General features: G+C 43.2%; 10 protein-coding genes. 1 reads left to right on the top strand and 9 read right to left on the bottom strand.

The genetic code is table 11. From position 1 onward, the window contains the following. Nucleotides 1-34: 34 nt before the first annotated feature. From MusilaSJ_RS22570 to MusilaSJ_RS22535, 8 genes are all read right to left on the bottom strand, one after another. Nucleotides 35-1,387, bottom strand: coding sequence for an alpha-L-fucosidase (locus MusilaSJ_RS22570; protein ID WP_274987040.1), 1,353 nt, complete (start codon nucleotides 1,385-1,387; stop codon nucleotides 35-37). 11 nt (nucleotides 1,388-1,398) lie between these two features. After that, a complete protein-coding gene (locus MusilaSJ_RS22565) occupies nucleotides 1,399-1,731 on the bottom strand; it encodes an L-rhamnose mutarotase (protein WP_274987039.1) in 333 nt (110 codons plus the stop codon). Between the two features lie 254 nt (nucleotides 1,732-1,985). Then, on the bottom strand, nucleotides 1,986-2,474 hold the full coding sequence (locus tag MusilaSJ_RS22560; RefSeq protein ID WP_274987038.1) for a hypothetical protein: 489 nt from the start codon (nucleotides 2,472-2,474) through the stop codon (nucleotides 1,986-1,988). Between the two features lie 27 nt (nucleotides 2,475-2,501). Beyond that, entirely contained in the window at nucleotides 2,502-4,739 is a 2,238-nt protein-coding gene (locus tag MusilaSJ_RS22555; RefSeq protein WP_274987037.1) for a penicillin acylase family protein, read from the bottom strand. 418 nt (nucleotides 4,740-5,157) lie between these two features. After that, the gene (locus MusilaSJ_RS22550) at nucleotides 5,158-6,249 is read right to left on the bottom strand and encodes a DUF3810 domain-containing protein (protein ID WP_274987036.1); all 1,092 of its coding nucleotides are present in this window, start codon (nucleotides 6,247-6,249) and stop codon (nucleotides 5,158-5,160) included. A 133-nt stretch (nucleotides 6,250-6,382) separates the two neighbouring features. After that, nucleotides 6,383-6,901 (bottom strand): DUF2911 domain-containing protein, encoded by a 519-nt coding sequence (locus tag MusilaSJ_RS22545; RefSeq protein ID WP_274987035.1) that lies wholly within the window; start codon nucleotides 6,899-6,901, stop codon nucleotides 6,383-6,385. A 318-nt stretch (nucleotides 6,902-7,219) separates the two neighbouring features. Then, nucleotides 7,220-7,366 carry a hypothetical protein gene (locus tag MusilaSJ_RS22540; protein WP_274987034.1) on the bottom strand — a complete coding sequence of 49 codons (147 nt, stop codon included), beginning with the start codon at nucleotides 7,364-7,366 and terminating at the stop codon, nucleotides 7,220-7,222. A 115-nt stretch (nucleotides 7,367-7,481) separates the two neighbouring features. Then, the gene (locus MusilaSJ_RS22535) at nucleotides 7,482-7,688 is read right to left on the bottom strand and encodes a hypothetical protein (RefSeq protein ID WP_090528273.1); all 207 of its coding nucleotides are present in this window, start codon (nucleotides 7,686-7,688) and stop codon (nucleotides 7,482-7,484) included. Nucleotides 7,689-7,979: 291 nt separating this feature from the next. Here MusilaSJ_RS22535 and MusilaSJ_RS22530 point away from each other — a divergent pair, with 291 nt between their 5' ends. Then, complete coding sequence (locus MusilaSJ_RS22530; RefSeq protein ID WP_274987033.1) at nucleotides 7,980-8,627, top strand: DUF47 domain-containing protein; 648 nt, start codon at nucleotides 7,980-7,982, stop codon at nucleotides 8,625-8,627. A gap of 667 nt (nucleotides 8,628-9,294) precedes the next feature. Here the strand turns inward: MusilaSJ_RS22530 and MusilaSJ_RS22525 are convergent. Continuing rightward, a complete protein-coding gene (locus MusilaSJ_RS22525) occupies nucleotides 9,295-11,781 on the bottom strand; it encodes a TonB-dependent receptor (protein WP_274987032.1) in 2,487 nt (828 codons plus the stop codon). Nucleotides 11,782-11,806: the final 25 nt, after the last annotated feature.

The raw sequence follows: 11,806 nt of genomic DNA, 5'->3' as shown, positions 1-11,806 counted from the left end.
GGTCCTTTTTTTAGTAAGGACAATATTTTTTTGCTTATTGCTGAAGCGTAAGTTCAATTACCGGAATTTCATACGGCGGTTTTTGTGCGGGGAGGGTTAACTCCAGGTCGTCACCGCTGCCATCCTTATATAAAAGCTCCGAGCTGTCATTTAAAAACTGCGCGTATTTAATCTTGCCTTTGTAGCCGGGCAATACCAGCTTGCCTTGCGGATAGCTGAACAAATGTATATACAGTTTACCGGCCGCTTTGTTATAAGTAAGCTTGGTTCCCTCTGGTATTTTATAAGTATCAGAAGCAAACGTACAATTGTATACCGATTTGCTGTTGGCGTGCATCCAGTAAGCCAGGCTATCCAGCGCGCGGGTAGCACGATAGTCAAACTCACCGCGGGCGGTTGGCCCTACATTCAGGATCAGGTTACCGCCATTACTTACCGAAGTAATTAACAGATCAAGCAGTTGACGATGGGTTTTCCAGGTATTTTCATCACGGTAGTACCCCCACGAACCCGAAAAGGTTTGGCAGGTTTCCCAGGTTTTGCCGCGGTATTTAGCTAACTCGGCGGTGCTTACCTGCTCAGGGGTTTCAAAATCGGCGCCGTCTTTATATTCTTCCAGGTTAAGGCGGTTATCTACAATAATGCCCGGCTGTAACTTCCTGATCAGCTTAAGCAATTCAACTGATCCCCAATCGTCTTTGCCTTTACCGTGCCCATCCTTACGCGGAAATGAAAAATCAAGCCAAAGGATATCGATTTTGCCGTATTTGGTTAGCAGTTCGGTGATCTGATCGCGCATGTACTGGCGGTATTTGGCCATATCTCTGCCCTTGTTCAGTTTAGCATATGAGGCATCACTTTTATCGGCAGGCGACTGCGGATGATGGTCATCAATAGTATATTGGGGGTGATGCCAGTCTAACAGCGAATAATAAAAGCCCACCTTTAAACCTTGTGCCCTGAAAGCGTTCACATATTCGCGTACCAGGTCGCGTTTGGCTTTGGTATTGGGAGCTTTATAATCAGTAAACTTTGAATCGAACAGGCAAAATCCTTCGTGGTGCTTGGTGGTCAGTACAGCATATTTCATCCCTGCCGCTTTGGCCTGCTTCGCCCATTTTTGCGGGTCAAAAAGATCGGGGTTAAACTGGTCGAAATATTTCTGATAACCGGCGTTATCAATTTTTTCGTTATGCTTTACCCATTCGTGGCGGGCAGCCTGCGAGTACAGACCCCAGTGAATGAACATACCAAAACGGTCGTCTTTCCACCATTCCATGCGTTTCTCTTTCTGGGCATCGGTTTCGGTGCCTATCATTTTTTGGGCAAATACAGATGGGGCCATCAGCAATACAAACATCAACAGTAATTGTAGTTTCTTTAGCATAACTATTCTATTTATAAGGAGAAAACTTTGTCCATTAAAACCCATTTTGCACCTGGGAGCGCATTTTTTACCGGCGATTGATAACCCCACATCAAATCTTCCCATTCCTTTACTTTAGGGTTCGTCGCATCTAAAGCTGCCGATTTTTCGAAACTGAAAGTATCATCAACCTCCATGATCATGAACATGCGGGTATCAAAACGGTAGATCTCCATCTTGGTGATTCCTTTGGCGATAATGCTGTCATGAATTTCGGGCCAAATAGCCTGGTGATATTTTTCGTATTCGGCAATGAGTGCCGCGTCATCTTTCAGATCGAGGGTTAAACAGTATCGCTGGCTCATAGAATAGCTCTCAAAAAAGTTTATATCGGTAACACAAAGAAATAAGGTTTGCAGGTAAATAGTTATCGGGAATTAAACAAAATGTTCAACTATTTTGGCATAGACCGTTGATGTGTTTTGATTACGCTGATAGCGTTGATTTGTCCGAACCGGGATTTTTAGGGGATTTATAAGATGGACAGGATGTTAAATAGCCTGGGATATTTCGACTATCATCCCGGCAATCCTTAAATCCTAAAAATCACGGTTCAGAATCAATCAAACCCTAAGTATTCCTTCTGGTGTACTTCTACCGAGCCGGAGATATTATCGTGGTTAAGGAATATCACGATATGGAAAAAATCATTGTCAAACAGATAGATATCGTTTTTAGCATCAGAACCGTGGAGTTTCATGATCAGGCCCATGTGTTTTGCCTGGCCTATTAAATTAATGATGTGTTGCTGTGTAGAAGTGGCATAGGTAACGGTACGCAATATAGCCCCGCTGCTAAGCTTGCTGCTAACGCCTATTACAATAGTTTCTTCCTTATTATCCGGCCCTATCCTGTTCAGGTGCTCAATGCTGTTGCCATTGACATCCTGGAGATACTGGCGCTTGAATTTTTTTCCGAGAGTGAGATAGTTGTGTGCTTCGGCGTTTGAAAGATTGGAGATATTTGCCAGATCATTAATGGTTATGCTTTGGGCAAACAACGTTGCGCTGCAAAACAACAATAAGGCAATTAACAGGGTTCTCTTCATTTTTTAACTAACCAAATATACTTTTTACTATTTAAAACCGTCGCCGGGATGATAGCTGCGCTGCGCATGCTTTAAAACATCTTTTTTGTAAAACAGCACGTCCTTAAATTTACCGTCAATAATGCCCTGCTCCTGATCGGTGAAGTTTTTTGATGCAGGATCAAAGGAACTGCCACCGTTTACGATGCTTTTAGCTCTTAACCGTGTACCAAATTCCACAACAGCGATAAAACTATTGCCCGAATATCCATACCGCTTGTTGGTGTTCATGGTGCGGCTCTGGAACGATGGCAGTTGTCCAAAGCCTGATCCTGTTAATCCAACCGGGATACTGGGTTTGTTATCATCAAAGGTGATGCCATCATCCGGGCGCTGGTAGCGGTTCATCTCCCCCCACTCCACTTTCCAGGTGCCAAAACGGCTTTGCAAATTTTTAAGTACGTCTTTTAACCAGGCCAACTGCTGCGCCGGGGTTATGGTTTTAACCAGTGTTTGAAAGCGCCGGGTAATGAAAGTGCTTTCCTGATCGGTTTGAGGCGGCGGCAGCGCTTTCATCATCAATGTACCCCATTCAATGGCAAGCGAACTGGCTACAGAATGGATGGCAGTATTCCTGTCCCACTGCTGCAGGATCTTTATTGGCTCTGCAAGTGATTGCTTTACAGAATCGGGTGCATCATCATATGCCTTGAAAAGTGAGGGTAACAGATCGTCAAAAGCGGCCAGGTAGTGGTCATACCCTTTGGCTACCAGGTCATCAAGCGTAAGGTTTTTCGCATCTTTTAAAATCCTGATAGCAGTTACCGCCCGGTAGTTTTCACCATCAGGGGCCATGTATACGGGGTATTTACTTTTATCAGGACTTGACGTGCCCGAAGCCGTATACGGCGTTGAATTACAGTTCTGGATCCAGCCGGTGGCGGGGTTGGTATTAGTGATGATCTCGCTCAGTTTGTGGACACCCTGCCATTCGGTGGCCGATGTACTGCCATCAACAGGCAGGCTCCAGTCATATTTGGGATTGCGTTTAGGAATGTAGTTGCCGTACCAAAAAATAGTATTCCCCTTATCGTCGGCGTAAACAGTACTGTTTGTAGCGTTCGATAACATGTTCATGGCCTTTTTATATTCGGCCAGGTTATTGGCTTTGGTTATCAGCCATGACTCAACCAGGGCATTGTATGAGCGGTTGTTAGCTTTAAGTGCCATCCACTTACCATCCCTGGCGCCCAGCACCGGGCCGTGATGGGTATAATATCCTGTTATAGAGCGCTGCTCAGTCTCATCGCTATGCTTTATTTTGAAAGATAGTTTACGGGTGATAACGGGCCTCAGCTTACCATCATATTCGTAATACCATTTACCCTCTTTTTTACTCACTTTTTCGGCGTAAAGGTCGGCTACGTCGGCATAGGCACTGGTATGCATCCATCCGCAGTGCTGGTTGAAACCCTGGTAAATAAAAAACTGGCCCCAGGTAACAGCCCCGTACGCGTTAAGGCCTTCATCGCTTACCAGCTCAACTTCGCTGCGGAAATAGAACGGCACATGCGGATTAATATACAGCAAAGCATGGCCCGATGCCGATTTGGATGGTGCTATAGCAAAGCCATTTGAACCGGTTTCGCGCTCGTTCACCATATCATAAATATTTTTTGCAGGCTGGCTGATCACCGCGCCAAGCTTTTCGGGGGCGGTACTGTAAAAGTCTTTGGTTTCGCTTAGTTTAATGCCACCTGTTTCGGTAGCGGCAACGCTGCCATCGGTAAACATCAAGGCATACCAGGGTTCAAAATGTTTAAATACTTTGGGCTTTACTTCGGGATGTTTGTACAGGTAATAATTAATGCCATCGGCAAAAGCATCCAACAGTTTCCGAAACCAGGGGGCGCTTGTTTTGTAATCTTTAATGGCGTCGGCACTATCGGCAATCAGTTGCAGCTGCACATCGGTATATAAATTAGTTTCGCCATCAACCTGGGCCTGTTTACCTAACTGGTAAAGGTAATTGCGTTCAATGCCTTTAAAGTTATCTTCGCACTGGGTATACATCAATCCGAAAACAACAGCAGCATCTGTTTTTCCATAAATGTGAGGAACTCCCCAATTATCCCTGATAATGGTTACTGACTTTGCTAATGTTTTCTCCCGTTTTATTTCCTTTTGATTAATTTTTTGAGCAAAAACCAAAGCAGGAAGAAACATTGAAACAATAATAAAATTAGCTTTCACGGTAACAGCAATTTTACCAAACAATTTATCCATATAAATGTGAAGTAAACGAGGCTTTTTAAAGATTTTGAGGTAAATTTGAAGATTAATTCATAATAATTACATAGCACCGCCGTTTTTATTCAAATATTTACAATCGGCTTTTTTGAGGTAATTATTTGCTGTACTTTAAAACTGTACAGTTAACATTTGATAAATTTTCTGTACCGGTTTCTATTCCGGTATCCGAATATAAAGAGCTTGGGTACACATTTAAGATGATATCTGAGATTTAGTTGATTCAATATCATTTGAGACGTGATATTGTGTGCGTTCCGGGGTGAGATACGGAACGCATTTTTTGTTTATGAAGGAGATCATGGTTCATAGTTAATGGTTCATGGCAATTAGAGGTAATCACTAACGAGATTCAAATTCGGCCATGATCCATGAACCATCAACTAATGAACTACTAATGAACCCACTTATCCCTGTACCACGCCATAGCTAATAACACCATGCGGTTATAGGTTTCGAGGCCCTGGGGCTGGTTGTTGGCTTTCAGGAAGTTATCATAAAAAATACTGCTTATGGCGCCCAGCTTGTTTTCGTAAGCCAGCCAGTAATTCCGCTCGGTGATATAATCGCCGCATACATCTTTGCTGATCAATGCTTTGAGTTCTTTATGAGCAAGGGTATCACGGGCGCCAAGCGAATGCATGAATTCCTGCACAGCGAGATGATATGCCGAATAACGCAATAACCTGTCATGCGATTTTACGGCGATGACAAAGCCGGCAAAATCAGCTTCATCCTCTGCCCCATATCCCATCTGGTGCGACATCTCATGACATACCACAAAGGGCCGGTTAAAAATGGGCATCCGGTAATTTACCTGGGCTTCAGAGGTGAAAGGGTTATAATAGCCCGACGTGCCAATATAATTTAATAATGGCGTCAATATAGATGGTTTTATATCGGGATTATAAGCCCTGAAATTAACAGAATCTTTACTGAGCACGCCGATGGCATGCCGTGCTGTATTATAAATATGGGTATTACTTTGGGCCCAGTCGGCCGGTGTAAGCCGTGCACGGGTAACGTTGGCGCTGTCAATCAGGATGCGGGTTACCGCTTTAAGATCGGCGGTTGTAAAAGCCGTATCCCTCAGCCCAAGCCGCTCGGAGGCCGGCAGCCTGAAATAGTTCATTCCCCACAACATATAAAAAGCCACAACGCCTGCCTGGATACCTATAACCAATCCTAAAAAAAGCTTCCCCGCCATTTGAAATCTTTTTTTAAACAGCAGGGCAATTAACCTGATCACCGCATAGATCAAATAAATAACCACGGCTATATATACGATATCGCCAACACTAAACGGAAATATGTTTAAAACGGAATGAAAAACCCGGCAAATGATAATGTAAAAACCATTGGCATAATAGCGTTCAACAGCGGCCGGATGATCAGCAAACAGCATTAGCAAAAAAATAGCCAATGCCAATAATGTTATTGCGATGATTCTTTTTAGTACAGGTTTTTTGTTGGTTGGGTAGCGCATTATCTAAGGTAAATATAGCGCTTTAGGGTTCAGGTTTAAAAAAGAATGCTTTTGCGCGCTAAAAACCCGGGTAATAGAAAAAGCCCCCTTGGCAGGAGGCTTTCAAAATTGTGAAAAATAAGGTTACTGAATATCATTTACTTACAGACACCGGCACTACGATCTTGTCCCAGAACATGCAAAAACTTTTTGCATCAACTGTATAAACTAATCTTTCGTGCATTGGCGCGGCTTTGGTTTTTACGTTTACACGCAGGGCGTCTTTTGACTCATCGTATTTAAACGCACCCCATTGTTTGGCCACTTTGTTAAAAATAACTGTCCAGGTACCGTTTTCGGCAGGGACCAGGAAGAAGCTATAAGTACCCGCTGCCAGTGGTTTACCCTCAACTTTGATATCTTTTGTTGTTGTAAAAGTTGTGGCCTCGTTAGCACCTGCACGCCATACTTTACCGTAAGCTTCAAGACCGCCCCAAATTTTACGGCCTTTAACCGATGGGCTGCCATAGTTAATAGTAATAGTTGAACCGGCAGCTGTACCGCTAACGCTATCGCGCGGGCTTGCTGGTTTGTCCTGGGCAAAGGTTACCGCTGATACCAATAAGGCGAAAGCAAACAGGAATGCCGCCTTAAGCTGAAATGATTTTTTCATAAGATTTCTCATAATTTGTTTAATATAAAGATAGATTGAAATTTGGTTTAAAAACAACTATTCGTTTAAATACCTTCAAGAGGTGATTTTAACACATAAAACACTGAAAATAAACACCTGATGATTAAACTATTTTGAATTTATATTGTTTAATAATTGAAAGATCATATTGCAATTAGGAATCGACCGGAGGGATTCATAGCCCAAAGGTTAAACAATTGTTGTGGTTTTTTTACCCTGCCTACCATGGCAGGGTTTTTTATGCGCCGGCATCATTGTACCTTATAAGTTAAGGTTTATCCCAATGCGGTACACTTTTTAACCTGCTTTATTGGCCGATATAGCTTGCAGGCGCGATACTATAGCATCTAAAGAAACGGAAGGTGAAACCGGCTTGTCATTTTGTGAAAAAACAGGCGCAGAGCAACACCATGCCGCTAACAGCGATAAAACTATCTTTTTCATAAGCGGGAATAACAGCAGGTTAAAACTGGTTATATAATGGCAATTAAATATAAGTATTTATTTGCAAAAGCACTCATTTTAAATTAGTTATATACACCCTATAAAACTGTCCCTGCTATTGCGTCAGTTCGGCGTCCTGCTTCATTTCTTCCCAGTAAAGTGTTTCAAGGTAAATACCGTTTTGAATAGCTACACGCGCACGTATTTTTTCTAATTCGGCTTTCACTTCTTCATTGCTGAGCTCCCTACCCAGCGAATGGTAATAAATGGCGTAACCTGTTTTGCTGTTTACGCATTTATAATGCTTTTCCCCGGCTTTCATAATTGGATTGACTAATACAAATACAATGCATCAATGCCGCGTATTGTTTTAATTAAACTCAAATGTTACACAATTTTCCTTATTCAATTGGCAGGTTTCTTTTTACTTTAAATCAGCAACTTACAACCTCATTAATTTCGTTTTATTACATTAGCTTAACCATTCTTAACATTAACTTAACATTTGGCATTATATTAATGGTTACTTTTATCCGCTGAATAATTTATAGTGACATATTTTAAAATCCGCTTAATATAACTACTGTAAATTCACGACTGATAAGACAGATCAATGAAGAGCACTAACTCAAAATCGATATTTCCAAACTCAAACCAGGTTTTTTACGATTTGTTCAACACTGCTGTAGCCAATGTTACCGAAATGGCCAGGCTGCTTGACGAAGCCGTTAACGCCCCAACATCATATGAGCAGAAGTTTAATTTTGCGCATATTGATAAGCTGAAATTTAAAAGTTACGAGATAACACACAGGGTATTCTCTGAATCGGGCCGGATGCTGATCTCGCCGTTTAACCGCAAGGATATGTGTGATCTGGCATCAGCCATTGATGATGTAGCCGACAGGATTACCATGGCCGCCCGCAGGATAAACCTTTACAACGTACCTGCTATTACCCAGCCAATGATAGATTTGGCTGCCCTGATCCTTAAAACCAGTACCGAGCTTGAAAAAGCGGTAAACGCGATGAACAACCTGAACAAATCGCCCGAAATTTTTGAGCTTTGCAGTAACATCAAAAAACTGGAAGCCCAGGCCGATGCGGTTCACAATAAAGCCTTTGCCGATCTGCTCAATAATGAAAAAGATCCGATTGAATTAATTAAATACACCGATGTTTTTGCAGCCATGGAAACTGCGACCGACAGCTGTGAAGATACAACGCTGATCATTGAAAGTATTTTGATCAAGAACGGGTAAGAGTCTCACCCAATCCTCTCCAAAGGCTTTTTGTTTTTCTTTCGTCATGCCGGGCTTATTTACTGTTTGGCCATAACATGATTAAAAATGGGTGTCATGCTGAGTGATTTAAATCCCTGGCCTCTGAAGGTAAAATGACATCTGCGTCACGTCATCGCTGTAAGGAATGAAGCAATCACCGACAGGCTGGTAACGGGCTTCATTAGTATTTGACTTACATCGTCGCGCTATTGGCCGCGCGGGGCCAGTTACTTTTGTCGCCACAAAAGTAACCAAAAAGGCTTGCAGCAGAGAGGCTTCTTTGCGCGCAACCTGGCCCCATAGCCATCGGCGCAGCCTTCACCCTGCAAAACGAACAGAACCACGGGCTGCAATTATTTTGCCCCGGTTCGCACACAATGCCTCCGCTTCTGCAAAAACTTGCTATGCCCCTGCAGCCGCACCGCCCAGCATCGTTCTGTTCGTTTTCACCCGAAGCTAATCTGCTGCGAAAAAACCACATTTTTTATCTTGTCATGGGTAGCCCGTCGAAGCATGGCGGGCAGGCCTCTGCGCGCGACCCTTCGACAAGCTCAGGGTGACAGGCCTTATTTTTTGTCATTTCAACTTCAGAGTCCGCCGGATTTCAAAATTCAGACTAACATCCAACTGGCTTCATGAGCATATTTTATTTCCCCTTATCAGTTTGCGGCCCATTGTCGCCTCCATTATTATCCTGATCATTATTTCTCTCTTTTTCCCGCTCCTTCTTAAATTCAAGCTTGCCAAACTTATAACTCAGGCTTATCCCGAACGACTGTACCGGCACCAGTCTCAAGTTAGTTGAATAAAAATTGCTGCCAAAGGTTGATGAGCTTTGACTCACATATTTGGCAAACGGATTGGTAGCCGTAAGCCCGATACTGGCTTTTTTGTTCATGAACATTTTGCGCATGGCAAAATTGTAGAACACAAATTTGGGATTGGTACCCTGGATGCCTTTTTGCGATGAGTTGTAATTACCAAAAAACTCCGCGCTCAAATCATGACCAAAGCTGTATTGCGCGTTGAGGTTAAGGCGGTATGCGAAGGCACTTACATTGGCAAAACCGGGGTTAGTACTGCGCCTGTCGCTAAAAATCATATTGGTACGCAGGCTTAGTTTACCGGTTACCGGTACCGAAGCATAAATATTGATACCGATGCGCTCTTCCGAACCTATGTTATAACGCTGGTTCAATGACACATCGGTATAGGTAGTGCCGTTTACATCAAACGTTGAATAAAAGGTAGTGAACTGCTGAATATCATCGGTATTACGGCGATAGAAAGCTGCGATGTTAATATTGGCGCCTTTATCATATGATTTGTTATAACCTAACTCAAAAAGATCACCTTTTTCGGGTTTCAGGTTAGGATTACCTGTACTGATGTTATGTGGATCGCTGATGTTCAGGAAGGGGTTCAGATCGCCATAATCAGGGCGCTGGATGCGGCGGGTATAGCTTAATTTGATAGATTCGGCACCATTGCCAAACTTATGCGAAAACACAAGTGATGGCGCAAGGATATTATAAGACGGGATGGTCACACCCTGAAAATCGGCTTTGGTGGTAGTATACTCATCTCTTAAACCGGCTTTCACATCCAAAAATTTATCAAATATAGATGTTGAGGCCGACAGGTAGTAAGCATACACTTTACGGTCGTAAGTAAAACCATAGGTTTGGCTTGGGTTAGGCACAAAGGCATTACCGCCAAAAAGGGTATCTGTTACTACATTATTGTTGATGTGGTTAAACACAAGCTTACCACCTGTTTCCAGCGTGAAATTTTTACTTACAGGCTGTGTATAATCAACAGAAATATCGGTTTCCCTGTCCTTACCCGGATTGTTGTTGGAGATACCGGATGAAGTTAAGCCCGAATCATAATCCTGGCGCTGAAATGAGCTGAACGAGTTACGGCCAAAACTTGATGAGTACAATACATCAAGTTCCTGCCCTTCTTTGGCAAAAGTTTTTTTGTAATTCAAACTTACATCGGTTGAGTAGCCACTGAATTTACTGCTTGAGTTACGGATGCTCCTGATATCAGATACCGGGTTGCCGGCCGCGTCAACAACGCTTTGATCCTGGTTGGTGATGCCATTGCCATGGTTACCGAAGTGGTTAAAGCCTACACCCGCGGTCAGCTGATCTTTAGGGCTGATATCCCAGTTAAAATTAATGCCCGATTCATAACCGCTGCGTTTAAAATTGTTGCTGCCCTGCTGAAAAAGAGTGGTCCTGTTAGCGGCCGAATCGGTTGATACGCGATTACGGGTATTGGGTGCGTTGCTGTTGATCTGGGCGTTACCGCTAAAAAAAGCATTCACCCCAAAATTACCCTTACGGGCATTGAGGTTAAATGAACCGTTTTCGCGGCGGGTACCTGCCGATAGGTTAACACTGCCGTTAACGCCCTGCACTTTGCTGTCTTTTAAGATAATGTTTACGATACCTCCCGTACCGGCCGCGTCATATTTCGCGCCCGGGCTGGTAATCACCTCAATACTTTTGATCTGACTGGCCGGGATGCTGGCCAAAGCATCGGCAAGGCTGGCCCCAAAAATGCTTGATGGTTTACCATTGATCAAAAAACGGATATTGGCATTGCCCTGAAGCTCCACATTACCATCAATATCAACCGTGATCTGCGGTACTTTTTTCAATACATCAATAGCTACGCCGCCCTGTGCGCTTAAATCGTTTTGAGGGTTGTAAACCATTTTGTCAATCCGGTTTTCAACAGTAGGTACTTTGGCGGTTATGGTTACGCCTTTTAGTTCATTGGCAACCGGAGCCAATTTGATCTCGCCCAATGATACGGCTCCATCTTTAACAATTACATGTTCGATAGTTGCTTTCTGATAACCTAAAAATTCGGCGGTTATTTTATACTCCCCGGCGGGGATGTTATTTATGCTAAAATTTCCTTTAGGATCGGTGCTGATGCCATTGAAGGGTGAAGCAGCGCCTTGTTTAAATACAGATATAGTGGCATAGTCAACCGGTTGTTTTGTGGTGGCATCGGTAACTTTACCGGTGATTTTGCCCCTGGCTCCGGGGGCAGTTTGGGCGTGTAAGGCGGTTATAAAAATAAAAGAACATAATATCAAAAAAACAGACTTCATTATAAAATACGGGTGTTTGGAACCG

It is taken from the genome of Mucilaginibacter sp. SJ (assembly GCF_028993635.1).
In the GTDB taxonomy this organism is placed as follows: domain Bacteria; phylum Bacteroidota; class Bacteroidia; order Sphingobacteriales; family Sphingobacteriaceae; genus Mucilaginibacter.
Note: the sequence above shows the minus strand (reverse complement) of the source record. Positions and strands in the feature narration are given on the sequence as shown.

Bases quoted from the DNA above. Each gene is read 5' to 3' on its own strand.
- MusilaSJ_RS22570 (WP_274987040.1), bottom strand. From the start codon at position 1,387: ATGCTAAAGAAACTACAATTACTGTTGATGTTTGTATTGCTGATGGCC.
- MusilaSJ_RS22565 (WP_274987039.1), bottom strand. From the start codon at position 1,731: ATGAGCCAGCGATACTGTTTAACCCTCGATCTGAAAGATGACGCGGCA.
- MusilaSJ_RS22560 (WP_274987038.1), bottom strand. From the start codon at position 2,474: ATGAAGAGAACCCTGTTAATTGCCTTATTGTTGTTTTGCAGCGCAACG.
- MusilaSJ_RS22555 (WP_274987037.1), bottom strand. From the start codon at position 4,739: ATGGATAAATTGTTTGGTAAAATTGCTGTTACCGTGAAAGCTAATTTT.
- MusilaSJ_RS22550 (WP_274987036.1), bottom strand. From the start codon at position 6,249: ATGCGCTACCCAACCAACAAAAAACCTGTACTAAAAAGAATCATCGCA.
- MusilaSJ_RS22545 (WP_274987035.1), bottom strand. From the start codon at position 6,901: ATGAAAAAATCATTTCAGCTTAAGGCGGCATTCCTGTTTGCTTTCGCC.
- MusilaSJ_RS22540 (WP_274987034.1), bottom strand. From the start codon at position 7,366: ATGAAAAAGATAGTTTTATCGCTGTTAGCGGCATGGTGTTGCTCTGCG.
- MusilaSJ_RS22535 (WP_090528273.1), bottom strand. From the start codon at position 7,688: ATGAAAGCCGGGGAAAAGCATTATAAATGCGTAAACAGCAAAACAGGT.
- MusilaSJ_RS22530 (WP_274987033.1), top strand. From the start codon at position 7,980: ATGAAGAGCACTAACTCAAAATCGATATTTCCAAACTCAAACCAGGTT.
- MusilaSJ_RS22525 (WP_274987032.1), bottom strand. From the start codon at position 11,781: ATGAAGTCTGTTTTTTTGATATTATGTTCTTTTATTTTTATAACCGCC.